Below are 25,558 nucleotides of genomic sequence, written 5' to 3' on the forward strand. Positions count from 1 at the left end.
CGCTAACACATCGCCGAACAATCAACCTTCCCTATTGTGCGATGAGCAGTGTCGTTAGGACCTCCTCCAGCTTTTTTTGCGTTTGATAGCCAGGCAGCACGCGCATGGTTTCCCCCTCTTTATCGAGCAGCACCACGTAGGGGACAAAGTAAACACTATACTTTCGCGAGAGTGCCGCTGAATTGCTGCTGTCTATGTTGAGGTCCCAAAAAGTGACCGATGCGCCGTATTTTTCTTTCATCAGGTTCAGCGAGGGGCGCATTTTCTGACACCATCCGCACCAATCGGCGTAGAACATGATCAAGTGTGGCTTTCCCGTCAAGCTGATTGCCGCAGCGTTGGGACGGCTGGCAATCGATGCTTTCCCTAGCAGACTCAACGTGAGGACGAAGATAACCCCAACGCCGAACAGCACGACCCCAATCAAAAATCGCTCAAACAACGATGTGCGATGCATGACAATCAGCCTCCTGTGGCTACCAAACCCCTTAGATAAATCAAAAGCGAATTGGCTAGCTATAGTATATGGGGTGCATCCGCCCATTAGTAGCCCCTCTTTATTTGGGGGTTTGTGCCAAGTAATAAATTCGCGGAAAGGATTGGCGGGTGGTTCTGTGCAGACTCCTATTTCGGGATACAATGATGCACAGACCAGTGCAAGGAAACACATTACCGTCCCTATGCCCGATTCAGCCCCCTCCACCCGATTTGAAGACACCCGTTTGCTGGATCACCTCTGTCAGGGGGCGCTCACCTTGCTTCCTTGTGATTTAGCGTGGTTGTTGATGGTGGAACAAGGGGCGCTGCGGGGACGCGCCATCGCCTGCGTCAAGGGCGAGAGCGCCGGCTTAGTCTTTCTGCGCCTTGTGGCGAACGGGGCGCTTGAACAGCCGACGATCTCGCTGAACGAAAACCATCCCCTCGTCGTTTTGGCGCGGAGCGGCGAGCGGCGGATTAATGTGGCGGCGGAATCCTTCCGAGAAATGCCAGAGGGGGCGTTGCTCCACCGGGCGCTCAGCCAAATCCGTCTTAGCCATGCCCACATTCTACCGCTCACCCGCGAAGGGGAGGGGCTGTTGGGCGTTTTGATGCTGGCGACGGCAACCCCCTATCCCACCTATGATCCTCGTGCCGGCAGCATTCTTCAGACCATCACTCAACAAGCAGTCGAAACGCTTGACCATGTGCGCCTCATGCGCGATCTTGCCCAGCGTGAGGTGGAGATGCGCACCGAGCAAGCATTCCGCAAGATGGTCATGGATTCGATGGGCGATAGCATGATCATCATCGATGATGAGGCGCAGATCATTTACATGAACAACCGCCTTCTCGCCGTGACAGGCTACACCCGCCGTGAATTGCAGGGCGTCAGCGTCGGGGTTATTTTCATCCCAGAGGGACGCCCTCGCCTTGTCGAAAACCTGAAACACGGCGGGCGGGGGACCGTTCACTTCATCCAAAATATGCTGACGAAAGGCGGGCGGGTGATCCCCGTCCAATTGGCACGCAGCACCGCCCCCGTCGCCAATGGGGGTGTGAATACCATCCTTGTCCTCACCGATCTTACCGAGCAGAAAGCACGGGAGACGGCGTTGGAACGCCAAAGCGAACGTCTTCGCGCCCTAAACAAAGGCGGGCAGCTTTTGGCAGGGGCGCTCAGTTTGGATGAGATTGCCGATCACCTCTTGGAGATTGCTCCATTCGTCGTTGAATGTTCCGATGTAGCGCTTTTTATGCCCGGCGTTGGGGATGATAACGATGTGTTCACCGTTGTTGCTGCACAGGGAGGACAGGCGGAGTCGATCATCGGCAAGACCGTCCGCATTGGGGACGGCATTGCCGGAAGGGTTGCTAGCGAACGCCGCCCGCTGGTGATCAGCAAAATTGATGCCGGGGAGACCTTTGTTCGGGCGGGGAATTCAATCATGGCGGTACCCCTCGTCACAGGCGATCAAGTTGTCGGTGTTTTGGAGGTGATCAGCAAATCGGAGGGGACATTCAGCCAAGACGACATAGAAACGCTGGAAAATTTGGGTAGTGCGGCGGCGGTGGCAATTGATAAAGTTCGCCTGCTGAACGAAACACAACGCCGCGTCAGCGAATTGCAGACGATCCTTGAAGCCAGTGGCGCGGTTTCATCCACCCTGGAACTGGACGGCGTGTTGGAGCGTATCACCCTCGATGTGCGCGATACGCTTGCCGTCAGCCGCTGCCAGATTGCCACCTGGGATAAAAAAGCAAACACCCTAACCATTGTTGCCGAGGCAAGTAACGCGGCATGGGGGCTAAACGCCGGACCAGACCGCCCATTAGCATCGCTTTTGTTTGGGACGGGGATGCTGCGCGGTGGAAAATCGCTGGTTGCCCGTACAAAAGACGCCGCCCTTAACCCCAAACTGCGTGAGTATTTGATCCTGTTAGGGATGAGCAGCGTCGTGATTACCCCCATGCGTTTGGGGGCGAACGCCGTTGGCGTTATTGAACTTTACAAGGCAAGTGACGACGATCCCTTTACCCAAGCGAACATCAAAGCGATTGAGGAGGCGATCAGCACATGGGAAACCTCCCCCCGCGACCCTACGACGGGGATCAGCGCCCTAACCGCTGAGGAGTTCCTCACCCTTGCTGATGATTTGGTTCGCGTGGGGCGGGCGCATTGGTGCGTCATCTCCCTGTGGGATAGCAGCGCCCGTCGCGCCCGCGCCGTCCATGAATTGGGCTTTGCTGTGTGGGACGAGGAGCGTCCAGCATCCTTTACTTTGAAAGATCATCCCACGATGCAGAACAGCCTTCAACACGGGCTACCCATGACGCTTTACCCCTCCCTGCTGCGCGACGATCCAGTAGAGCGGGCGCTTCTGGCGCGGAGCGGCGCACAGACGGGTTTAATCGCCCCTCTTATGGCGCGGGGCGAGGTGATTGGCGTCATTAAACTGTTGGACACCAACCCCGAACGCACCTTTGATTTGAGTGAAGTGTCCCTGATCCAGGGGATTGCCGGGGTGGTTGCCAATGCCCTTGAAAACGCCCGTCTCTACCGCTCTTTAGAACGCCGAGCCGCCGATCTGGAAGCCGCTTACGAGGAATTAAAAGTTAGCGACCGGATGAAAGATGCACTCTTTCAAAACATCAGCCACGAGATCAAAACCCCTCTCCATAAGATGCTTTTACAAATTGATCTGCTGGCGCAAGAGTATTTGGGGAGCGTCTCCCCCGAACAAAAACAAGGCTTGGCGCAACTGACCACGTGGGGAATGGAATTGGCAAAACTGGTCAACGATATGGTTGCCCTCCATGCCCTGAACATCGACAGCATGGCATTCGTCCCGCTGGAGATGGAAACCCTTTTGAAACATGCCGTAGAGCGCGTGCGCTATCGGGCAATGCAAGCGCGGGTGAACCTCTATCTGGATGTTCAACCCAACCTTCCCACCGTTCGTGGGGATATGCAAGCGATTTCCGATACACTGGATCGGCTTATTGATAACGCCATTAAGTTCAGCCCAGACAGCAACCAAGTCGATATTTCGGCACGGCAAAACGGACATGGGATGTTGGAAGTCTCTGTGCGTGATTATGGCATTGGCATTGAAGCGGGCGACCTCGATAAAATTTTCCAGCGTGGCTATCAGGTTGGCGGTGATTTGCTCAACCGCCCCTTTGGGGGCATGGGGTTGGGGCTTTCGCTGGCAAAACAGGTGGTCGAAGGGCATGGCGGGATCATTTGGGCAGAAAGCCAACAGGGGGTGGGGACAACCTTCCATTTCACGCTACCGACGACTCAAGAAACCAAACTCCAATCAAACTGAAACGCCTCTGATACGATTCCGTTCCGGTGCGGTGTTACAATCTTCCCCAATGGTTGCCGATCACAAGAATAGGATTCGTTCATGAACCCAACGTTGGATACGCTTAGTGTGATCATCCTCACCGCGTATATCTTGTTTTCCTTCGCCCTCGGTATATGGGCGGGAGCAAATGCCGTTCGCGGGCAAGGGCTGGATGCTGCTTACTTTGGAGCGCTCTGGTTTTGCACCGCGTTGGGCGTGGGCAGCCTCATCTTGTGGCTGCTGCGCTCGCTTGCCGGAGAGCAGTTGCGTTGGGTATACGGCTTATATATGGCATATTTCATTGTTGTCTACCCGGGTACGTTTGCCCTGTTGCGAGGGCGAGATGATCGCACTGCCGCTTGGATTTTTGCTGGAATAGCCATTTTCACGGCATTCTCGGCAATCTCTGCCTCCGATCCAAGCCGGGGGGTGGTTGTGCTGCCCGTCCCATCGCCCGCTGCGCCCTAAAGAGGTTGTTCCATGACCATCCGTGTCCTGATTGTTGACGACGAACTCGATACCCTGAACCTATTGAAGGTTATCCTAGAACTGAGCGGCTACCACGCCGTAACCACCCTAAATTCGGTGGATGCCATTACCCTTGCTGAATTGGAACACCCCGACTGCGTGCTGTTGGATATTATGATGCCGCAGTTGGATGGCTTTACGCTTTGCAAGATGATGCGCCTTCATCCGGCGACAGCGCACCTACCGATTGTCTTTGTCACGGCATATTCCGCCCTTGACCTTGAAGACCGCCGCAAAGACGCTGGCGCCGACATGGTGCTGCCCAAACCGATTGGCATGGATACCTTGATCAGCACCGTCGAGGAAGCTATCCAGCGGCGCGGCGGTGGCAAACCAAATGGCACAACTATAGGGGCATCCGCCATGCCCCACCCGCCCCTAGGCAGCATCCCGCCTGCGCCGGATGTGGCGAAACCGTCTGCCGCGCCGTCGCCCATACCTGAACCGGCACCGGTAACTTTCAGTACACCGCCCGCTCCCCCGCCGACACCAACCATCACGCCACCCACCCAAGAAATGCCAAAGGTGGCGAGCGATGGGCTGCCCAGTTTTGCCACGCCGAGTTTTGTCCCACCCACCTTCCCAACCCCAAGCACACCGCCAAGCGAGCCAGTGAAGGCGACCAGCCCATCCTCTAGCCCCGCCGCGCCAAGCACACCGCTGCCTGCTGCCCCCCCACCCACCCAAGAAGCTGCGAAGGTGGTGAGCGACCCAACACCGCACGGCACGGCAAAACCGAATGATCTAGCCACCCCCATTCACACACCAAAAAAGGATAGCTGACTGTGAGTAACCGAACCGTCGTCGTCATGAAAGGCGACCAAACCGGGCAAGAACTCCTCCTTGAGGGGCTGCGCGTCTTGAACGCCATCCGTTACCCCCTCGATTTCCTCACCTTTGATCTCTCTCTGACAAACCGCCGAGCGACGAACAACAAGGTTGTTCACGAGGCGGCGGAGGCGGCAAGCAAATATGGCTTGGGGATCAAAGCGGCAACGATCACCCCCGAACAAAGCGGTGATGTAGGCAGCCCCAACGCCTTGCTGCGCGAGGCAATCGGCGGCGAGGTGATTCTTCGTACCGGACGGCGGATTCCCTCGGTGCGTCCCTTTGGTGGTGTCCATGCGCCAATCACCGTTGTGCGTATGGCGGTGGGTGATGCCTACAACGCGAAGGAATGGCGTGAAGGCGAAGGGTTAGACGAATCGGCGTTCCGCACAGAAAAACTGACCCGTCGGACGTGCCGTGCCGTCGCGGAATATGCCTTTCGCCACGCCCGTAAGGTGGGGGCAAAGGTCTTTGGCGGGCCAAAGTTCACCGTCAGCCCCGTCTACGAGGGGATGTTTAAGGAAGAATTAGACGCCGCCTCCACGCGCTATCCCGATGTCCGCTATGATCCGCAGTTGATCGACGCCACCTATGCCCTGCTCTTGGATGCCTCTGGGGAAGCACTGGTCATTCCCTGTCTGAACCGCGATGGCGACGTGATGAGCGACTTAGTGATCAAAATGTTTGGCTCAATCGCCGGCGCTGAATCGCAGATCTTGGGCTTTCACCCCGATGGCAGCGTCCGCGTTGCCGTGACCGAAGCCCCACACGGCACAGCGCCTACACTAGAGGGGAAGAATGTTGCCAACCCCATGGCGATGATTTTGGCGGCGGCAGCGTTGTTGAACCATATTGATGATCCCCGTGCCGCCCGCGCCAGTCGTGTGATCTACGAGGCGACATTGGAGGCAGTCAAAGATGGGGTAAAGACAGCAGACCTCGGCGGACACGCAACCACGACGGAATTTACGGATGAGGTGATTCGGCGTGTTAGCACACGCTTGGAAGTCCTTGAACTGCTGCCCTAATTGGGTGGGTCACCCCGATATGCGCCCGCCGCTAAAGGGGACGGGCTATAATTGACCGTCCCTGCGGGGCTTGAAAGCCCCAACGGGATGATCATCCCTAGCGCGGGTGTTTTAACCCCGCGTCCGCTTGGAAAGACGTCTTCACCCCCTTTCCCGCACCGTAGGGACGCCCCATGGGCGTCCGCGCCATGACCTCGCACCCTCCCCGCTGCCGCTAAAAGGGGAACGTCGTTGGGAAGCGGTCTTCCCATGTGAGGGCGGCTTCTTCTGTCCTCAGATAGGCTAAGATAAAGGGATCAATGCCTCCCTTCAGAACCGCTTTCACATCCCGCACACGGAGTCCGGTACGCAAATCCCGAATATACACCTCAGAGCGATCTAAGGCATAAACACGGATCACTGTGTATTTTTCCGGTGGGGGTGCATCCCGCCGCCCCGCCGCAATCTCGCCTAAAACCGCCTGATAGTCATGCAGCCAGATGGCGATTTTGGTGGTGTCGGGGATGGCATAGACTCGCGCATTGGCAAACTCGCTGTTCCCCCCGCCCCCTTCACGCCCGCCCATCCGGTGAACGCCGCGTTCCCCCTTCAGAAAGCCAAAAGCGTTCGTCCCTCGGATCATGATGCCCACCTCCAACAGCGAGGGTGAGGTGGCAAAGGCGGTGAGTGTATCGTCAAACGTCCCCGCGCTGATCGGTTGAAAAACACCCCCCGCGCCTTCCGTTGGCGGGTGCATGACATACAAATCATGTTCATAGCCCTTGCGCTGCGCCCACCGAAGATACATCTCGGCAAGGCGGCGCACCCATGCCTCCGCCCCGTTCGGTGTTCCGCCCAGTTGGGTGGCAAGCGGCGCGATCAACAGCATCGCTTGGTTGCGGTGGGGTAAATGCGCCGTCATCATCTCAATATCAAAGTAGCTCACCTGTTGATAGAGTGTCTCGTAATCACGGGCGAGTTCCGGTTGGTAATCCAGCGCCCGATCTCGGTTGACGAGGACGCTGAAATCCTCAAGGTATTCCGCCCGTTCCAAAAGCTGCGTCAGCCGCGCCAAGAGGCGATCTAGAAAGTAGGTGCGGCTCAGGGTTTCGCGGGCATCGTTTGTTTGCCGCCAGAAATCCGGCGTTTGCGTTTCGGCAATCAACTGCGTTTTCTCATCGCGCATTTCCTTCACCGCATCGCTTGCTTCCCAATCGGCAAGTTTGCGCCGCAAGACGGCAAAGCCTTCCACCAGCGCCGCCGTATCCATCCGCTGTTTGGCGCTTTCGCCCTCTGCCCCAGAGATGGTCACTGCTTCCCCGCGATCCGCCTCCTCAATGGTGATCGGCTTGATCTGAATCATGCCGCCCTCTGCCGAAAGGCGCAGCATGTGTTGATCTTTTGTGGAACGATCTGCCAAGATGCGGGCGAGGGGGGCGACGACGAGCCGTTCGATCTCGCGCTTGAGCGGACGCGCCCCATAGATTGGGCTGTAGCCTGTGGCGAGGACGAGATCAATCACCCCCTCGTCAAGCTCCACAAGAATCCCCCGTCGGGTGATTCCATCACGGCTGAGGACGGCGTTCAACTCTCGCGAGGCGATCTTCTTTAGCGCCGAGGGGGCAAGGTGGCGGAAGGTGACGATCTGATCAATGCGGTTGACGAATTCGGGGCGGAAATAGCCCTCTACATGGGCGCGGTAGTGGTTGTCAGAGGCATCGCCCCCCCGTTCAGCATCGGCATCGGTGGCAAAGCCCACCTGCCGCAGCGCCCGTTGACCCGATCCCAAGTTGCTGGTCATGATCAGGAGCGCATTGTGAAAAAAGGTTGTCCGTCCGGCGGAGTCGGTCAGCCGTCCCTCGCCCAATACCTGCAAGAAAATATCATAGATGCGAGGGTCTGCTTTCTCAAATTCATCCAACAGGACGATGCAGAAGGGCTGCTCACGGACACGCTTGGTCAGTTCGCCCTCCCCACTGAATGCGCCGATCAAGCGTGCCAGTCCGTCCACGCCGCCATATTCGCTCATATCAAAGCGGATCAAGCGTCCTGTATCGCCAAAAAGGTAGCCCGCCAGCGTCTTTGCCATTTCCGTTTTGCCCACGCCTGTGGGTCCAATAAAAAGGAATGTGCCGAGCGGCTTTTTGGGGTCGTTCAAGCCCGCTTTTATCGTGGCAATGACGTTGACCATCGTCCCCACAGCATGATCCTGCCCAATAATGCGCTCCCGAAAATAGCCTTCAACGCGGCTCATCTCCATTCGCGCATCGTCCTTGACGATGAATTCGGGCAGCCCGCTGCGCTTGCTGAAGGTGCTGATCACCGCCCCGCGTTCAATAATCGGGCGGTTCGTGCGGCGGGCAAGTCCCCCTTCCTCAGCTGATGGTGAGGCTTTTTTGATCTCACCCAAAGTATCTTCCAAGAGGCGGATCGCCTTGCCAGGGAAGGCGCGGTAAGGCGAAAAGCGACGGGAGAGTTCAATGGCTGTTTCAAGGGCGTTGGGGGCAATGCGCACATCGAAATCCCGTTCCAAATCGCGGGCAACACTGGTCAGGACGGCGGCAGCTTCATCGTCGGGCATGGGGTCAATGGTGATCTGGCGAAACAAATTCAGGAAACTTGCCCCCAAACCCATTCCCATCGTCAGCCGTTCGGGGCGTGCCTCCCCAATCATGATCACCTCGCCCGAAGCGATGTGCGGCTTAAGCGCCATGCCGATATTTGAATCGCTTTTTGACCAGCGCCCCACCTCCAACAAGCCGGGGAGATCGTCCACATAGAGGATCGTCTGCTTTTTCCGGCATTCGTTGGCAATATCGTTCACCCGTTCTTCCCATGTCCCAATATACTGCGCACCGGCAATCAGACGATCCGGCGTCAGATGCCACACTTCGCGCTTGAGCAGGGCATCAGGGACTTCCTTTTTATGAATACGGCGCACCACCTCTTGCAAGATCGCCGTTTTGCCTGCCTCGCTTTCGCCCACCAAGAGGATGCTGTTGTTGCGTGGGGCGCACAGCGTCATGAGAATATCCTCAACCATCTCGGTGCGTCGGTAGGTGCGCCGAAAGCGCCCTTCGGCGGCTTGGGCGGTCATATTCACGCCTGTTTCCTTCAACGCCCAAAAGGATTCTTTCTCGTCCCTGCCCAGCCCGCCGATCTCATCTTCTTTTTCTTTTGGTTTCTTCAGTGAAATATCGAGTTCAAGTGTTTCCAGCGCCTCGCTGCGGGCATGTTTGAACGTCGTCAGGTGTTCTAGGGTGGCGTCATCAAACCAATTTGTCAGTTCGACCACCGCCTGAGTCGGAATTTCCTCTTTGCTATACGCATAAAAGCTCAGGGGGGGCTGCCCAACCTTTGGCACGGTGATGAAGAATTGCCCATCGTCTTCGGGTTTCACAATCAGGCTGAACTGCATCTTGATCTGTTCGCGCCGTTTTTTCAGATTTTTGCGGCGGTCTACTGGGCGCAGCGGTACCACCACTTTTTGCAGGGTGATCGAGGAATCGAAATCGAGTTGGTGCAGGAACTGCGGCTGTATGGCGCGGACGCGCTCGGTAATTGCCTCGCTGAGATCGTTCTTGATTTCATCAAGGGCAATGCCAAACGCCGTGATGTCGGTGAAGGGCAGCGCCATGACCGTATAGGTGCGGTTCTCGTGACGCTGCACAAAAAGATGAAAGGTGAACTTCATGTTCCCGCCTCAGTCGGGTTCGGTGGGTAGTGAGGATCATTCTAGCATAGAGGGCAAGGGCTGCTCTCCCCAAGCAAAACTTGCATTCTTATTCGTTTTCAGCGATAATCAAATGAACGTTCAATTACTTTCTTTTGGGGTCATTTTTTGACAATCAAACCCGCTCATCAAACCGTCCAGCGTGAGGATATTTTGCTGGCGGCAGCGCAGATCTTTCAAGAACGGGGCTTCGATGGCGCGACGATGGCGCAGATCGCCCGCCGTGTGCACCTGACGGCGGGGAGTCTTTACCACCACTTCCCCGCCGGAAAACGCGATCTCCTCCTTGCCGTGCTAAACACCGGCTTAGATGCCGTCCTCCACCAGTTTGAGCAGCTTGGGAAGGAAGTCCTCCCCGCGCCGGAACGCCTGCGGGCGATGATCCTTGCCCATGTCCTAAGTGTGACGCAAAACGTTGCCGTTGGTGCGGCGATGGTCTTTGAGATTCGCACCCTCATTGCCCTTGACCAGCCCGACGCCGAACGGGATGCTTTTCTTCAACGGCGGGATACCTTCGAGCAGCGCTATCGGGATGTGATCCAGCAGGGCATTGCAGCGGGGGATTTTCGTCCGCTGGATGTGAACATTTTTGTGAAGGCGCTCTTGGGGGCGCACAACTGGATCAGCGTGTGGTATCGCGGGGAGGGGCGGCTGAGCGGGCGCGAGATTGGCGAACGCATGGTGGATACCTTCCTTTCCGCCCTGCGCTGCCCGTAGGCATTTTTAGAAGCACCCCTCACCGACCAACGCTCTTTCATCTTGGGGGGATGTGCAGAACGGCGTCATGTTTGTCAATTTGACATGTCTGCCAATTTTAATGGTCTGGTTTGAACTAACTCGTTCTAAGTGGAGTACCTTGCATGATCAGTTTTAGCCCCACCGAAGAGCAGAAAATGCTCGTAGATGCCGTTGCCAAGTATGCAATTAGCGATGTGCGTAAGATTGCCCATGACGCCGACGAAGACTCGGCGCTGCCCTCGGAGACAATCCAAAAGGGGTGGGAACTAGGCTTGCTGCCCGCAGGAATCCCAGAGGCATATGGCGGCTTTGGTGAACACAGCACCTTGACGAACAGCCTTGCCTACGAAGAATTCGCCTATGGCGATCTCGCTCTGGCGCTGGCGGTGAACGCGCCCGCCCTTGTGACCATCCCTGTGCAGTTCAGCGGGACAGAAGAACAAAAGAAGCGCATTCTCCCCCTTGCCGCTGAGGAAACGTCGCCTGCCTTCACCGCCGCCTTCCTAGAGCCAGGGATTGCCTTTAATCCCACCCATCTCAAGACGACAGCCCGCCGCGAAGGGGATTGTTACATCCTCGATGGGGTGAAGTGCTATGTCCCGTTGGCGAAAGATGCCCGCCTCATGCTCGTTTATGCCCGCAACAGCGAGTCGGGAAAGATCGATGGGTATCTTGTTGATGGCGGCACAGCAGGGGTGACGCTGGACGGGCGCGAAAAATTGATGGGCATTCGTGCGCTGTCCACCTACACCGTCCGCTTGAACAACGTTTCTATCGGCGTGGAGAACAAGCTCGGCGGCGACGCCGGAACACGCTACGAACGCCTGCTGAGCCATGCCCGCATCGGCTTGGCGGCAATGGCGGTGGGTGTGGCACGCGGCGCGTTTGAATATGCCCGTGATTATGCTAAAGAGCGCGTCCAATTTGGACAGCCCATTGCCACGAAGCAGGCGATTGCCTTCATGTTGGCAGAGATGGCGATTGAGGTAGACGCTGCCCGCCTGATGGTCTGGGAAGCCGCCTATCAGCTTGATAAAACCCCCACCGCCGATGGCACAGCCGAAACCCGCTTGGCGAAAGAATATGCTGATAAGATGGCGCTTTTCGTCACCGACAGCGCCGTGCAGGTATTGGGGGGTCATGGCTACATTCGGGAACATCCGGTAGAGCGCTGGCTGCGCAACGCACGCGGGTTCGCCACCTTTGAGGGGCTGGCAATGGCATAGCCCTGAGGGCAGACGCCACGCCGGTAGGGACGCCCGATAAGGCGTCCGCTATGAAGGAGGATGAAGGGGAGTGGCTACCCTTTCAAATCCTCACCGTGACGGTCAAACAAGCCGGAAGGCTGCCCGCTGGTCAGCGGCATAAGCGGCACACCCTCTGGCACATCAATAATCCGTTTCGCCTTCTCATCCGAGTAGGCGACGATCTCCACCGCCATGATTTTATGCATCGTGGGGAGGAAGTAAACGGTGTAGACGGAAGGGGACATCACCGCGTATTCCTGCTGATCGAGGGCAAAAACCTGATCCTCAATTACCATCATGTAGAGCGAGGAATACGAGGTATCGAACCAGCCGCGACGGGTGGCGAGCATGGCGAGTTTTTCCGGCGGCAGCGGCGGCGCAAACCCTTTCATGGGGACGCGCAAGTAGACTTGCCCCGTCCGTTTTTGGACGGTGTTCGGTGCGGCAACGCGCATGACTGCCCCTATCGTCAGCCGAAAAGCGACAAAGGTGGGAATGGCTAGAGTGAACAGGGCAATGGACACTTCGCTTGAGGTGTTGGGAATAGTGAACAGCGCCAGCACTCCCACCGCAAGGATCATAACCATGCTGAGGGCGAAGTTCCGGTTCGCCCCCATCCGCAGTTTTGTTAGCTGGCGTTGGGAAAGCTCTCCCATCCGGTTGGACGCCAGATCGGAATCGGTGAAATCGAAAACCTGTCGTAGTTCGTGATTGGTATCCATACAAGACCATCCTTGATTCAGTAAAACTCTACCATGAGGACGTTAAGATGACGATCAATTTTGAAATTCCCGAACGGCTTGCTGGCGAAATTGCCCTCCTGAAGGGCGTGGCAGAACAGGCAATGCGCCCCTATTCGCGCCAGCTTGATGAGAATGAACACGAACGCCCATGGGTTTTTATCAACATGATGTGGGGCGTCCTGAAGGAACAACAAGGGCGGGCGAATGCTAAACTGCTTGAGAATGGCAAAAATGGTGCGAACGGGGGCGGTGAAAAGGGTGAAAAGAAGGTTGGCATAACCTACCTTCGCCTGATCATGCTTGCCGAACAGCTTTCGTGGGGCGATGTCGGGCAGTACCTCTGTATGCCCTCGCCACTCTTGGCGGGGTCGGCAATTGAGGCGGTGGGAACAACCGACCAAAAGCTCCGCTTTCTGACGCGCTTTGCCGAGGGCGATCCGAAATGGGGCGCCATGGCGATGACCGAACCCGGCGCCGGGTCGGACACCTCCGCCATTGAGACAACTGCTGTCCTTGATCCGGCAACAAACGAATGGGTCTTGAACGGTTGGAAAATCTTCTGCACAAATGGCAAGCTCGCTCTTGAGGAATCAGATGGTATCCTCGTCGTGTGGGCAACGGTGGACAAAAGCGCTGGACGGGCGGGGATGAAACCCTTCGTCGTAGAGGCGAAAACCCCCGGTGTGAAGATCGCCAGCGTGGAGATCAAGCACGGCATTCGTGCCAGCGACACGGCGGCAATCGTCCTTGAGAACGCCCGCATCCCCTACGATAACCTCCTCGGCAGTCCAGAAGTCCGTGACCGCAGCGGCACAGCCGGATTCAAGGGCGCGATGGCAACCTTCGATGCCTCCCGTCCGATGGTGGCGGCGTCGGCGCTTGGTGTAGGGCGGGCGGCGCTGGAATTTGTGAAGGAAAAACTTGCCGAAGAAGGAATCAGCCTCGATTACAGCAAACCGAAACACCTCATGACCACCGTAGAGCGCGATGTCCTAGAGATGGAGGCGCAGTTGAAGGCGGCATGGCTGCTCACCTTGCGTTCCGCCTCGCTGCTTGATCACGGCGAACACAATAGCCTTGAAGCCTCCATGGCGAAAGCAAAAGCGGGCAAGGCAGTGACCATCGTCACCCAGAAGGCGGTAGAACTCTTGGGAACGATGGGCTACAGCCGCGAATGGCTGGTTGAAAAGTGGATGCGTGACGGCAAGATCAACGACATTTACGAGGGGACAGGGCAGATCAACACGCTGATCGTCGCCCGCCGCATTTTGGGTTACACCTCCAAAGAATTGGCGTAAGGGCATCCGCCCATACATCCCACCTCTTCGCCCCCTCCCCATAAATGGAGAGGGGGAACTTCATTCCCCACATCCTTCGTAGGGGCGACCCTGGGGCATCCGCCCATACATCCCACCTTTCCCAATCACCACCGAATTCCAAAAGACGATTAGAATAGACCGTAACCTCTTGCTCACTCTCACCCTTTTATAGTCTGGTAGGAGGGGAGACCTTGACTAAGTGAACTCGATTGTTGGGAGGTGTCTCATGAGGCGTTCGTTACAACACTGTACTACATTAGGGCTGCTTCTTTTCTCTTTCATCTTTCCTTTGCTTTTACCAACCATCTGGACAATCCGCGCTCAAACGCCAACAGAACAACCCGCCAGTGAGGAGGTAACCATTCCGGGTGTTGTCGAAAAGATGATCAATAAGCAAAAAACGACGGACATTCAAGGGACGTTTTTTCCGGCAATGCCGAAATCGACCGAAAAAAGACCCACTGTCTTGATGTTTCCCCAAATCAGTGACGGGGATCGGGAGGGGCTTGTCCTCGCTGATCGCATGATGCTTGACCCACTGGCAAAGGCGCTTCAAAGTCGGGGGTTCAACGTCCTGACGATGGATATTTCCGGCTACTATTGGGATGGGGCAAAACAACCTCCTCTTGCAGAGAGCCTGAAAGACGCCAGCGCTGCCTATACATGGCTCACCGAACACCCTGCTGTTGATCCTAAAAAAATAGGCGTTTTGGGCAGCAGCATCGGTGCAAACCTCGCTCTCCTGATGATTGAGCAATACGCTGATATTGTGGCGGCTGTTGTGCTTTCCCCTGCCCCCGATTATGGCGGGCTGAAACCCAACCCAGAGGGAGTCGTCAGCCGTCCGGTACGCCTTTACGCGGCGAAAAGTGAGGCAGACAATCCAACCCTAGGCACGTGGTACAAGCAGTTTCCAGAGGTGATCACCCCCGCCGAGAAAGGGCATGGCATATCGCTTCTGACCGATAGCCAAACGATGGCGGGTGACATTGGCGATTGGTTCACCGCAAAGATGCCAAGTGAGACAGCGAACCCTGTCGTCCCCATCTATGACCCATATACTTTTTACTGCTGTGCGGGGTGGCGATCCTTGTTTACCTTTGGCTTGGCTGGTTTTGTTATTATCCTCCGTGCGCCGAAACGATATAGGATGTAATGACCACAGCGAATCCATCTGCGCCACCGCGAAAGCGGGCGGTTCTTGCCTTTCTCGCTTTTTTAATCCTCACCCTTGTGGGGGTGGGGGTTGCCACCGCCGCGCTCTACGAACGACGTGTGCTGACACGCGGCTGGAGCGACCCCGCCACCGATGCGGCGCTCCCCTTTCGGGGAGCGCTGCCCGGCGTCAATGTTGACCTCACCCAGTACGCGCCGGAGGCACTCCCCGCCGAACTCGCCAGAATTGCTCAGGCGGGTTTTGTGTGGGTGCGCCAGACCTTTGATTGGGCGCTGATCGAGCCGAGCGAGGGCGTCTTTGATTTCAGCGCCTACGCGCCGATCATGGATGCGCTGCGCGAGATACCGACTCTGCGTCTTGTCGCTGTGCTGGATTCCACGCCAGCGTGGGCGCGTCGCCCGGAGGCATCAGATCGACTCTACGCCCCCCCTGCGAGCATGGCGGCGTTCGCCACCTTTGCGGCGGAGCTTGCGCGGCGTTATGGCGACCAGATCGATCACTACCAAGTTTGGGACGAGCCAAACCTGAACACCCATTGGGGTGGGCTTGATCCACGCCCCGCCGATTACGCCGCCATGCTCAAGGCGGTATATGCGGCGATCCATGCCGCCGATGGCACGGCGACGGTGATCGCCGCCGGACTTGCCCCAACGATGGAGACGGGTCCGCGCAACCTGAGCGATGTCGTCTACCTAGAGGCGCTCTATGCGGCGGGCGCGGCAGATGCCTTCGACGCGGCGGCGGGCAAACCGTATGGCTTTGATCACAGCCCCGATGACCGCACCGTAGACGCCAACCGCCTAAACTTTTCGCGCCTTATTTTGCTGCGCGAGGTGATGGTAAAACACGGTGACGGGCGTAAACCGCTGTGGGGCAGTCATTTTGGCTGGAACAGCCTTCCGCCCGATTGGACGGGGCGCCCCTCGATATGGGGCGCAGTGGATTCCCTCGCCCAAGAGAGCTATACCCGCCGTGCCTATGAACGGGCGGCGAATGAATGGGCATGGGCGGGCGGGTTGATCCTTGCCTATTGGCAGCCCGCCGCCCCCGCCGATGATCCGATTCAAGGGTTCGCCGTGCGAGAGAAGGCGCGGGCGTGGTTTGCCGATGGGGCGTTCTTCGACACCGCTGGAGCGCTGCCTCCCGGACTGTATCCGCCGGACGATCCTCGTCTAGCCTACAGCGGGCGATGGCGCTTTGGGGCGTTGGGCGCAGACCTTCAGATCGCCCCCGATGAAAGCCCGCCCGCCGATGGTTCAGGGCATACGATTCGTTTTCGCTTTCGGGGTGGCTCGCTTGGTTTTCTCGTCCGGCGGGGGGATTTCACCGCTTACCTCTACCCCCGTGTGGACGGGCAGCCGGGGAACACGCTCCCCCGCATCCCGGAGGGAAACCCAGTAGGCGGCGGGGAAGCCTACATATTGCTCAAATCACCCACCCGCGATCCGCTCACCGAGATGATTCAAGCGGCACGCCTCCCACATGGCGACCATGAGGCAGCGGTGGGAGCATGGCTTGGCTATGATCAGTGGATTCTGGCGGGGGTGGGAGTGGGCAGCCCGCCGCCCTCAGAGGATGGACGGCTGACCCTCGGCGTTCTGGTCGCGCTCATCGGCGGGATTGGGGCGGCGTTCAGCACATGGCGAGCGCGGCGGATACTGCGGGCGGCGGCAGAGCCTGTCCTCCATTATTCAGGTCGGATGGGCGGCGTTTTGGGCGGGATTGGTGTCAGCCTTGCGGCTGCGGTGGGGATGGCGCTCACCCTGAACAACGCCCTGCCCGAACTGCTGCGGCGGGATATCCCTGCTTTGTTTCTGACCGGGATCGTCGTCGGCGGGCTGTCGTTTTCGCCCATTCTCCCGCTGACAGGGGTCGCCCTGATCGCCCTGTGGGTGCTGATCTACAATCGTCCCCTGATCGGTCTGGCGCTGATCGTCTTTTGGATGCCCTTCTTCCTCGCTCCCATTGATCTGCACGTCTACGCCCTGCCGATGGTGGAATTGGCGACGTTGATCACCGCCAGTGTCGTCGCCGTGCGTGCATTTTTCGGATGGATGCTGCGCAGCGCCGCCGACCCGTTCCGCCGTTACGCCCCGCCCGCCCACCAGCGAACCCCGCTGCGGTGGGCATTCATGGATACGGCGCTGATCGCCTTCGTCATATTGGGGGCGCTTTCCCTAACATGGAGTGCCCAGATCAACCCCGCCAGCCGCGAACTGCGGATCATGATCCTCCAGCCCATTCTCTTTTATGCGCTGCTGCGCCTTTACCGCCCCACTGTTGAGGACGCTGTACGGCTGGTCGATGTGCTGATTCTTGCAGGGGGGGCGGTGGCGCTTTATGGGATGATCGGCTACCTGACAGGCGGGTGGGGTATCACCCTTGCCGAAGGTGGATCGCGTCGCTTGATGAGCGTATACACCTCTCCCAATAATCTGGCGCTCTTTTTGGGGCGTGTGCTGCCTTTCGCCGTCGCCTTTGTGCTGATTGCGCCCGGACGTCCGCGTAAGATTGCCGCCGCTATGCTCTCGGCGTTGATCGGAGCGGCGCTGCTGCTGACGCAGAGCGTTGGGGCGCTGCTGATCGGCGTTCCGGCGGCGCTGATCGTCGTTCTGCTGCTGTGGGATCGGCGGCGGGGTCTGTTGGCGGCGGGGGCGATCCTGATCGCGGTGGGGGGAATCATTGCTCTCGCCCGTTTTGTGCCGCGTCTGCAAGGGGCGTTTGATGTCTCTCGTTCGTCGTCGTTCATCCGTGTGCAGCTTTGGACAAGCACCCTGAACCTGCTGAGCGAACGCCCGCTGACAGGGGCGGGGCTGGATCAGTTTCTCTACCTTTACCGCAGTCGCTACATTCTGCCGGAGGCGTGGCAAGAACCCGACCTTTCCCACCCACACAATATCCTCTTGGATTTTTGGGTGCGCTTGGGAATTGGCGGGGTGGCCCTGCTGATCGCGCTGCAAGCTGCCTTTTGGCAGGCGGCATGGCGGGCATATCGGGCGGCGCGGGCAAAGGCGCATTTGCCACAGGGCGATCCCCGTCTTTTAGCGGTGATCGTGGGGGGAATGGGCGTTATGACCGATGTTCTCGCACATGGACTGGTCGATCACAGCTATTTTGTCACCGATCTCGCCTATGTCTTTTGTTTCTTGCTGGCATTGGTGACGATTTTCGGCGGGGCGGGATATACTTCCGAGATGGCCGCAAAACGCGAAGATCAGCATGAATGGGAAGGGGCAGCATCGTCATGAGCGTAACCCATCGTTGGATTGCCATCCTTGTTGGCTTAACCCTCCTTCTATCGGGGTGCGGCAGCGCCCGAACCGCCCCCACCCAACCGCCACCAACGCTGACTCTGACACCCTTTTCGACCCCACTGCCCACCGTTGCCACCAGCGAACCGTTTGGGACGGAGCGCCGCCCCTACCGCATCGTGATTGTCCCTCCCGAAAACAGTGATTCAACGACGACGCGCTTTCGCACCTATCTGAACACGCAAACGGGGCGCGTGTTCGAGGTTGTCGTCCTCAGTCCGGCGGAAGCTCTGGCGGCGCTGTGCAGTGGGACGCCCGTGATTGGGATCGTTGACGGTTGGACGATGGTCAGCGCGGCGGCGCAGGGCTGTGCCAGCCCGACGCTTGCCATAGAACGCGGCAGCGGCGCACGACGCGGGCGGGGCTATCGAGCAGATATTATCGCCAGCAGCGAACTGCGCATCGCCAATCTGACGGGGCTTGGTGGTCGTTCGTTCTGCCGCGTTGAGGCAGCGGAAATTGTCGGGTGGGTGCTGCCCGCCATGCTGATTCGTACCTTCCAGATTGATCCGGTGACCATCCTGAAAGAGGTTCGTCCGGTGGCGAACAACGATGTTCTTGTCAAGGAAGTTGCCAACGCCCAATGTGTGGGGGCAATTCCCGCCGGCACACTCGCCGGATTTATCGTGCCTGGGATACAGCGCATCACTGCCGCCGTCAGTGTGATCGCCACAACGCCTGAACTGCCCTATGGGGGTGTTGTCGTCACCACTGCCACCCCGAAGGCAATTGCCGATCAGGTCACACGCTTGCTGAAAGACCTCCCCACATCGTTGGAGGGGCTGATCGACGCCGAAGCATTCGTAGACACCAGCGCCAGCGACATTGCAGCGATGGTCACCCTTCTGCGCGAGGCGGGCATCACAACGCCCTAGCCGAGGCAAAACGCTATGTTGGAAGTTCAGAATGTGACGCAGCGCTTCGGCGGGCTGACCGCACTCAATAAGGTGAGCCTCACCGTACAGAGCGGGCGCGTCACCGGCTTGATTGGACCGAACGGGGCGGGCAAAACAACCCTGATCAACGCGATCAGCGCCTTTGTGCGCCCCTCAGAGGGAGAAATCCGTTTTGGCGGGCAGGCGATTCAGCGCTTCTCGCCGCACCGCATCGCCCGCTTGGGGATCGCCCGCACCTACCAAAACATTCGCCTCTTTGGGGAACTAACCGTCCGCGATAACCTGATCGTTGCCCAACATACGCACGGACATTCCTCAATCCTTGATTCGCTCCTGACAACACCCTACTTTCGCCGCGAACGGCGAGGGTTGATCGCCGCCGCCGATGCTCTTTTGGAGCGCTTTGGCTTGGCGGCACTAGCCGATGTTCCAGCAGCGGCGCTCCCCTATGGCGATCAGCGCCGTTTGGAATTGGCGCGGGCGCTGGCGAGCCGCCCCACCCTGATCCTCTTGGACGAGCCGACAGCCGGTATGAATCCGGTGGAAACCGAGGCACTTGGCGAACACGTCTTACGCCTGAAAGCCGAAGGGGTGGGCATTCTTGTTATTGAACACGATATGACCTTCATTCACCAAGTCTGTGATGATATTTACGTCCTCAATTTTGGGGAGATCATCGCACAAGGGTTGCCCGCCGCCATCAAACAAAATCCGGCGGTCATTGCCGCCTATTTAGGCGACGATGAATCATGAGCCAGCCCCTTTCCCGCCGCGCTTTTTTGCGTCATTTGGGCATCCTCGGTGCGGGGCTGCTCAGCGGGGGGAGGGCGCTGCGTGGGGCGGGAGGGACGCTCCCCACACCGCCAACGCTCATGTTTCACACGAAAGATCGGTGGAAACTGGAAAGGATCATGACCCTGATTGCCGATCAGGGCTACGAACCGATCCAGTATGCCGAGTTGCTGAAGGCAATACAGGGAGTGGCAGCGCTCCCCCCCAAGCCCATTATCCTGACCATTGACGATTTGGGGACGGCGTATATTCAGCCCTATTTTTTGGCGATGGCGGAGGTCATTGAGGCGGCGGGCTACCGCGGCGTTTTTGCCGTCGTCACCAACGAGACGGCAGCACGAACGCCGAAAAGTTTCGCCGTGATCCGCGAGTTGGCGGAGCGCGGATGGGAACTGACCAGCCACACGACAAGTCACCGCAGCCTGCCACGTATTCTGAACAGCGAGACGGGCGCCCTAGAGGCGGAGATCGTTGGCTCGGCACGGCGCATGGAGGATGGTCTTGGCATTAGTCCCATTGCGCTCGTTGCCCCTTACGGAAATGTGTATTCGGAACACCGTCTGCGCGTCTTTGACGAGCGCATTTTCGAGACGATGCGCCTGACAAGCTATCAATTTTTGGTGGGGATTGTCGGTGGACGGGTCATTGATACAAACACCGAACGCCCTTACTATGTGGGGCGGGTGGGACCAGGCAACGATTGGCGTGACACTGATGTTTACCTGCGTTATTTTGGCGAAGGGGGATAAGGACGGATGAAACCCAACCAAATTCTCCTCAGGGCGGGCGACTCTCCGGCATGGATTGAGCGCCTGATCGCCCCTGCCCCCACCGTACACGATTTGACGCAGCGGGAACAATCCCGTTTTCTTTCTATTTTTCTCCTCGTCACGGCGTTCCTCGGTGCCGGAATGACCATCATTGTCAATATTGGCTATCCATGGGAAACGATCCGCATTGATCCGATCAACATCATTGCGACCGTTTCGGTGGTTGTCCTGCTTATCCTCTATACGGCAAACCGCGCCGGACACTATAAACTGGCAGCGTCAAGCGCAATCTTATTCACCACCTTCGTCATTTTCGTTGCGGCGAATCCTTTTTTGCGGAAAGATACCCTCGGCATCCTTCATTTTTTGGTCATTCCCGTTCTTTTGTCGGCAATGCTGCGCTCACGACGCTTCACCATTTTTCTCATTGTGGTACAGCAAATTGGGGCGATCACCTATGTCACGTTGCTGCTGAGGCTAGAAAACCTCACCTTTGGGCAGATTTTTGGGATTGATAGTCCGGTGGGATTTCCCCTGCTGATCTCTGTCTTGGTCATTACTGTTGTGAACCAGCAGCAGCGTTTTGAGAAAATTCGCCGCCGAGAGACCGCCGAGAGCGAAGACCGTTACCGCAGCATTGTTGAACTCTCGCCTGATGCTATCGTGATCACCTACAATGAAACCTTTCTCTATATGAATCAGGCGGCACGGCGGCTGTTGGGGCTGATCGATCATCCAGAGTGGGGAGCGCTGATCACGCCTGTCTCCATCATTCACCCAGAGGATGTCGCCCATGTACGGGCGATCATCCACGCCACCGAACGAGAGACAATCCCTGTTCGCCAGCGCTTGCTGCGCCCCGATGGAGTGATCATTCCGGTAGAGGCGATTGGGGCAGTCATTCACTTTGATAACGTCCTAGCACGCCAAACCGTGATGCGCAACATCACCGACCAATTGGAGGCAGAGCGCCGGGCGCTGGAGCTTGCCGTTGAGCGCGAGCGGATGCACCTTCTAGAGACATTCATCAGCAATGCCTCGCACGATCTGAAAACACCAATCACCGCCCTGACAACCTCCGCCTATGTTTTGGAGCAGTTCATCAGCCGCATTGTTGAACAGCTTGCTTACATCCAAAACGCCCCCACCGTTAGGGATGTGGTTGCCCCAAGCGCAAACTTACGCCAAATGGTCAGCTTGGTGGAAGATCGAGCGATGGGCTTGCGGGAGAACGCAGACCGCCTGAACCGCCTCTTGAACACGATGCTCGATATGATGCGCTTGGATCAACGGGGGACGTATGACCTTGCCCCGTGTAATTTGGATCGGCTTGTGGGCGACGTGGTGAACGCCTATATAGAGGAAGCCGCAGCGCGACAGGTGACACTCGTCTACGAGCCAAACCCCATAACGCGCTTGGTCTGTCTGGATGAAGGAGAGTTTATCCGGGTAGTGCAAAACCTAGTGGAGAATGCCATCCGCTACACGCCCGCCGGGGGACGGGTCACACTCCGCAGCGGGCAGCGGGTCAATCAGGCGTGGTTGACCGTCCACGACACGGGGATAGGCATTAGCGATGTTGACTTGCCGCACATTTTTGAGCGGCTCTACCGCGCAGACAAGGCACGATCCGTCCACACAGGGGGGAATGGCTTGGGATTGGCAATTGTCAAGGCAATTGTCGAGGGACATAAAGGGACAATCCGCGTGGAGAGCCAACTGAATATGGGCAGCACCTTCATGGTAGTGATCCCCATTGCCTGTGTGTAAACGGGGCGGCGGTGCGGACGCCCACTGGGCGTCCCAAAGGATGTGGAACGAGGGGGTGATACAAGCCGCCGCTAGACAAACAGAGGCGTCCCCTCTGCCATTGCCTCGCGCATCGCCTCATCAGAGGGGCGGCGCTCAAAGCGGGCAGCCGCATCCAAGACCTTTGGCAGCAAGCGCACATCGCCCACCGTGTTCAGAAAGACCTCCGGACGCCCAATTACCCACTGCACCGCCGCATCAATCGCCGCTTGGTCGGTAAATGGCTCGTACCATGTTGGTCCCTGCTGACCATTTGCCCCCCATGCCCCACGCGCAATCGCCTTGATCGTCTGCACCGCCGTGCCGCGTTCGGCGCACAGCGCAAGCAAAGACTCAAACCCCGCCGCGTAGGTCGGATTTTGCATCAGAATCCAGTTGTAGGGGAGCAAAATGGAATCGAAAGCAAAATGTTCCATGCTGCGCATGTGCATTGCGGTGATCGCCACGTCGTGTCCGGTGACGCCAATGAAGCGCGTCAAGCCCTGTTCCCGCGCCTCGATCAGAGCCTCTAGCGCCCCATTGGAACTCATCGCCGTCGTCCATTCATCGGGGTTTACCAAATAATGAAGTTGAATCAGGTCAACCGAACTGACCCCCATCCGTTCCAACGAACGGTGGAGGCTCTCTTTTGCCCCTTCATAGGTGCGGATGCCCGTTTTTGTGGCAAGGAAAAACTGATCGCGGTGATCCTTCAGCCATGGTTTCAGTTTATCTTCCGATGTGCCGTAGCTGGCTGCTGTATCAATATGGTTGATGCCATACTCAAAGAGCAGAGCAAGCGTTTGCGCTGCCTCGGCTGGTGTCGCCTTATCCAACGCCACCGCGCCGAAAATAAGTTGGGAACTGTGGTGTCCTGTCCGTCCGAATGGGTGTTTGGGGAGAGATTTCGTCGCCATGATGAGGAATCCTTCACTGTGGGGGGACCATTATTAGGACTTACGCAGTTGAACCTGTTTTCCCTGTATTCATCGAAAGGGGCAGTTTGAGTGGGCTTCCCCCTCAAAACCTCTTTTCCCCCTTCTCCCTAAGGGAGAAGGGGGTAGGGGGATAAGGGCAAGTGCGTAACTCCTACATTATGTTGATTATCGCTCTTTTGGGGCGCGGCGGCAATTCGAGAGGGTGAAGGTACGTGCTTGGCGCACCTTCGCCAACCATTTATAAATCTATTATCCCCAATCTGCTCTCGCCCTTGTACAATCTCCTCCATAGTGGAGAGGTCTTTTCCCATGACCGGTGATATCAATTTGCTCGTTGCCTTTCTCGGCGGCGTGATCTCGTTTCTCTCGCCCTGTGTGCTGCCCCTTGTGCCGGGTTACATTGGCTATCTGACAGCACGAGCGGCGGGGCAATCCGTTGCCGAACTGCGGGCAGCGGGGGCGGGCGGGGCGGCAATCCGCGTGAATCGCGCTTCCGTCTTTTTGCATGGTGTGTTTTTTGTCGGCGGGTTCACACTGGTGTTCATCTTCTTCGGCTTGATCCTCAGCGCAGGCTTGACGGCACTGCAAAGCATTTCGGGAAATGCCCAAGATGCCAAGCTCATCTTGCAAAAGGTAGGCGGGATCGTCGTCATATTCTTTGGGCTGCACATGATGGGCGGGACGCGCTGGCTGGCGTCATTCCTGCGGCGTGTTGCCCCCAATAGCCCGATCACGCAGTTCGTGACGCGGCTTTCCGGCTGGCTTTACATGGACACCCGCCGCCAAGTCGATACGAACGGGGCGGGTGGGTATGCCGGATCACTCCTCATGGGGATGTTTTTCGGCGCGGGGTGGTCGCCCTGCATCGGACCGATTTTGGGCGGCATTTTGACCTCGGCATCGCTGGCAACATCGGGCAGCGCGTTCCTCGGCGCGGGCGTCCAGATGCTCGTTTATTCCTTGGGCTTGGGTATGCCGTTTTTGCTCACAGCGCTGGCGCTCAACCGGATGCGCAGCCTCTTCAAGCGGATTCAACGCCATATGCGGGCGGTGGAACTCGTCAGCGGCTCGTTCATGATCCTTGTCGGCGTGCTGCTCTACACGGGCGAATTGACGCGCCTAGCGAATGCGGGCGGGGCGCTGGCAGATTTCGTCTATAACCTTGATGGCTGTGTCAGCGGCGGAACCCCGCTTGCCGAATTCGGCGTATGTATGCAGTATGGTCCCGATTACAAGTACATTTTAGCGGGCAAAGGAGAGAGACCACTGCCCCCCACACCCGCCGCGACACCACCAGTGGGTGTTCCCGATGCGGCGGTGAACGTCGTCGGGTTTGGGGTGGGGCAAACCCCGCCCGATTTCCGCACGACACACCCCGATGGAACGCCCATAGCACTCTCCGACCTTCGCGGGGAGGTGGTTTTGCTCAATTTTTGGGCAACATGGTGTACTCCATGTAAGAAGGAAATGCCCTTTTTCCAAGAGATGCTGAAAACCTATAGCGGGAAGGGATTCACCGTCCTCGCCGTGAATTTCCTTGAGGACAGCGCCAAGATAGAGGCATTCTTGGCGGCGGAAGGGCTTGATCTCCCCATTGCGATGGATACCTCCGGCGCGATCAACCGCCAGTACAAGGTGTTGGGCTACCCCACAACATACATCATCGGGCGGGATATGCGCATCCTTGCCGTTCAATCGGGTCCATTCGATCTGGCGCTGTTTGAGAACGCCCTCAAAGGGTGGCTGAACTAGGTGGTGCGGGGCAGGCGGATGCCCCAGGGGGCGTCCCTACAAGGGAGCGGGAATATTGATTCTCCCTTCCCCGTAAGGGGAGGGGGACAAAAGGGGTGAGGGCAGATGCCTACTCTCTAACCGTCTCATCCATCCTGAACGATCTTGATTTTGGATGGGTA

Annotated in this window: 18 protein-coding genes; 14 read left to right on the top strand and 4 right to left on the bottom strand. The window is 57.7% G+C overall.

What is annotated here, in order from left to right; genetic code table 11:
• Positions 1-31 precede the first annotated feature (31 nt).
• Positions 32-457 (bottom strand): thioredoxin fold domain-containing protein, encoded by a 426-nt coding sequence (locus HS103_10275; GenBank protein ID MBE7513186.1) that lies wholly within the window; start codon positions 455-457, stop codon positions 32-34.
• Positions 458-680: 223 nt separating this feature from the next.
• Between HS103_10275 and HS103_10280 the strand changes: the two genes are divergently transcribed.
• The 4 genes from HS103_10280 (at position 681) to HS103_10295 (ending at position 6,214) form a co-directional block, all read left to right on the top strand.
• Entirely contained in the window at positions 681-3,809 is a 3,129-nt protein-coding gene (locus HS103_10280; GenBank protein ID MBE7513187.1) for a GAF domain-containing protein, read from the top strand.
• Positions 3,810-3,890: 81 nt separating this feature from the next.
• The gene (locus tag HS103_10285; protein ID MBE7513188.1) at positions 3,891-4,298 is read left to right on the top strand and encodes a hypothetical protein; all 408 of its coding nucleotides are present in this window, start codon (positions 3,891-3,893) and stop codon (positions 4,296-4,298) included.
• 12 nt (positions 4,299-4,310) lie between these two features.
• Positions 4,311-5,141, top strand: coding sequence for a response regulator (locus tag HS103_10290; GenBank protein MBE7513189.1), 831 nt, complete (start codon positions 4,311-4,313; stop codon positions 5,139-5,141).
• Entirely contained in the window at positions 5,138-6,214 is a 1,077-nt protein-coding gene (locus HS103_10295; GenBank protein ID MBE7513190.1) for an isocitrate dehydrogenase, read from the top strand. Before HS103_10290 ends, HS103_10295 begins: the two co-directional genes overlap by 4 nt.
• Positions 6,215-6,428: 214 nt before the next feature.
• Here HS103_10295 and HS103_10300 read toward each other — a convergent pair whose 3' ends face one another.
• Complete coding sequence (locus tag HS103_10300) at positions 6,429-9,887, bottom strand: AAA family ATPase (GenBank protein MBE7513191.1); 3,459 nt, start codon at positions 9,885-9,887, stop codon at positions 6,429-6,431.
• Positions 9,888-10,034: 147 nt separating this feature from the next.
• Between HS103_10300 and HS103_10305 the strand changes: the two genes are divergently transcribed.
• Together HS103_10305 and HS103_10310 are read left to right on the top strand one after the other, a co-directional pair.
• Positions 10,035-10,643 (top strand): TetR/AcrR family transcriptional regulator, encoded by a 609-nt coding sequence (locus HS103_10305; protein MBE7513192.1) that lies wholly within the window; start codon positions 10,035-10,037, stop codon positions 10,641-10,643.
• A 143-nt stretch (positions 10,644-10,786) separates the two neighbouring features.
• Positions 10,787-11,890: an acyl-CoA dehydrogenase family protein gene (locus HS103_10310; protein ID MBE7513193.1), complete on the top strand. Its 1,104-nt coding sequence runs from the start codon at positions 10,787-10,789 to the stop codon at positions 11,888-11,890.
• Between the two features lie 74 nt (positions 11,891-11,964).
• On the opposite strand, the gene HS103_10315 is transcribed toward HS103_10310, so the two are convergent.
• Entirely contained in the window at positions 11,965-12,633 is a 669-nt protein-coding gene (locus HS103_10315; protein MBE7513194.1) for a hypothetical protein, read from the bottom strand.
• Positions 12,634-12,680: 47 nt separating this feature from the next.
• Between HS103_10315 and HS103_10320 the strand changes: the two genes are divergently transcribed.
• The 7 genes from HS103_10320 to HS103_10350 all read left to right on the top strand — a co-directional run bounded on the left by HS103_10320 (position 12,681) and on the right by HS103_10350 (position 22,689).
• Positions 12,681-13,952, top strand: a complete 1,272-nt coding sequence (locus HS103_10320) for an acyl-CoA dehydrogenase family protein (protein ID MBE7513195.1) — start codon at positions 12,681-12,683, stop codon at positions 13,950-13,952.
• A 247-nt stretch (positions 13,953-14,199) separates the two neighbouring features.
• Positions 14,200-15,129 (top strand): alpha/beta fold hydrolase, encoded by a 930-nt coding sequence (locus HS103_10325; GenBank protein ID MBE7513196.1) that lies wholly within the window; start codon positions 14,200-14,202, stop codon positions 15,127-15,129.
• Positions 15,129-18,398: an O-antigen ligase family protein gene (locus HS103_10330; GenBank protein MBE7513197.1), complete on the top strand. Its 3,270-nt coding sequence runs from the start codon at positions 15,129-15,131 to the stop codon at positions 18,396-18,398. The genes HS103_10325 and HS103_10330 overlap by 1 nt, the downstream gene beginning before the upstream one ends.
• Positions 18,395-19,336, top strand: a complete 942-nt coding sequence (locus HS103_10335; GenBank protein MBE7513198.1) for a PhnD/SsuA/transferrin family substrate-binding protein — start codon at positions 18,395-18,397, stop codon at positions 19,334-19,336. The genes HS103_10330 and HS103_10335 overlap by 4 nt, the downstream gene beginning before the upstream one ends.
• 15 nt (positions 19,337-19,351) lie before the next feature.
• Entirely contained in the window at positions 19,352-20,110 is a 759-nt protein-coding gene (locus HS103_10340) for an ABC transporter ATP-binding protein (GenBank protein MBE7513199.1), read from the top strand.
• Positions 20,107-20,898 carry a polysaccharide deacetylase family protein gene (locus tag HS103_10345; GenBank protein ID MBE7513200.1) on the top strand — a complete coding sequence of 264 codons (792 nt, stop codon included), beginning with the start codon at positions 20,107-20,109 and terminating at the stop codon, positions 20,896-20,898. The genes HS103_10340 and HS103_10345 overlap by 4 nt, the downstream gene beginning before the upstream one ends.
• Before the next feature lie 6 nt (positions 20,899-20,904).
• Entirely contained in the window at positions 20,905-22,689 is a 1,785-nt protein-coding gene (locus HS103_10350) for a PAS domain S-box protein (GenBank protein MBE7513201.1), read from the top strand.
• A gap of 71 nt (positions 22,690-22,760) precedes the next feature.
• On the opposite strand, the gene HS103_10355 is transcribed toward HS103_10350, so the two are convergent.
• The gene (locus tag HS103_10355; protein MBE7513202.1) at positions 22,761-23,624 is read right to left on the bottom strand and encodes an aldo/keto reductase; all 864 of its coding nucleotides are present in this window, start codon (positions 23,622-23,624) and stop codon (positions 22,761-22,763) included.
• A gap of 330 nt (positions 23,625-23,954) precedes the next feature.
• On the opposite strand from HS103_10355, the gene HS103_10360 reads away from it, so the two are divergent.
• Positions 23,955-25,397: a redoxin domain-containing protein gene (locus HS103_10360; GenBank protein ID MBE7513203.1), complete on the top strand. Its 1,443-nt coding sequence runs from the start codon at positions 23,955-23,957 to the stop codon at positions 25,395-25,397.
• The last annotated feature ends 161 nt before the right edge of the window (positions 25,398-25,558 follow it).

This window comes from Anaerolineales bacterium (assembly GCA_015075625.1).
GTDB lineage: Bacteria > Chloroflexota > Anaerolineae > Aggregatilineales > UBA2796 > UBA2796.

Coding starts and splice junctions, on each gene's coding strand:
- HS103_10325 (MBE7513196.1), top strand. CDS start 14,200: ATGAGGCGTTCGTTACAACACTGTACTACATTAGGGCTGCTTCTTTTC.
- HS103_10285 (MBE7513188.1), top strand. CDS start 3,891: ATGAACCCAACGTTGGATACGCTTAGTGTGATCATCCTCACCGCGTAT.
- HS103_10345 (MBE7513200.1), top strand. CDS start 20,107: ATGAGCCAGCCCCTTTCCCGCCGCGCTTTTTTGCGTCATTTGGGCATC.
- HS103_10290 (MBE7513189.1), top strand. CDS start 4,311: ATGACCATCCGTGTCCTGATTGTTGACGACGAACTCGATACCCTGAAC.
- HS103_10310 (MBE7513193.1), top strand. CDS start 10,787: ATGATCAGTTTTAGCCCCACCGAAGAGCAGAAAATGCTCGTAGATGCC.
- HS103_10350 (MBE7513201.1), top strand. CDS start 20,905: ATGAAACCCAACCAAATTCTCCTCAGGGCGGGCGACTCTCCGGCATGG.
- HS103_10360 (MBE7513203.1), top strand. CDS start 23,955: ATGACCGGTGATATCAATTTGCTCGTTGCCTTTCTCGGCGGCGTGATC.
- HS103_10315 (MBE7513194.1), bottom strand. CDS start 12,633: ATGGATACCAATCACGAACTACGACAGGTTTTCGATTTCACCGATTCC.
- HS103_10275 (MBE7513186.1), bottom strand. CDS start 457: ATGCATCGCACATCGTTGTTTGAGCGATTTTTGATTGGGGTCGTGCTG.
- HS103_10280 (MBE7513187.1), top strand. CDS start 681: ATGCCCGATTCAGCCCCCTCCACCCGATTTGAAGACACCCGTTTGCTG.
- HS103_10330 (MBE7513197.1), top strand. CDS start 15,129: ATGACCACAGCGAATCCATCTGCGCCACCGCGAAAGCGGGCGGTTCTT.
- HS103_10355 (MBE7513202.1), bottom strand. CDS start 23,624: ATGGCGACGAAATCTCTCCCCAAACACCCATTCGGACGGACAGGACAC.
- HS103_10300 (MBE7513191.1), bottom strand. CDS start 9,887: ATGAAGTTCACCTTTCATCTTTTTGTGCAGCGTCACGAGAACCGCACC.
- HS103_10320 (MBE7513195.1), top strand. CDS start 12,681: ATGACGATCAATTTTGAAATTCCCGAACGGCTTGCTGGCGAAATTGCC.
- HS103_10340 (MBE7513199.1), top strand. CDS start 19,352: ATGTTGGAAGTTCAGAATGTGACGCAGCGCTTCGGCGGGCTGACCGCA.
- HS103_10335 (MBE7513198.1), top strand. CDS start 18,395: ATGAGCGTAACCCATCGTTGGATTGCCATCCTTGTTGGCTTAACCCTC.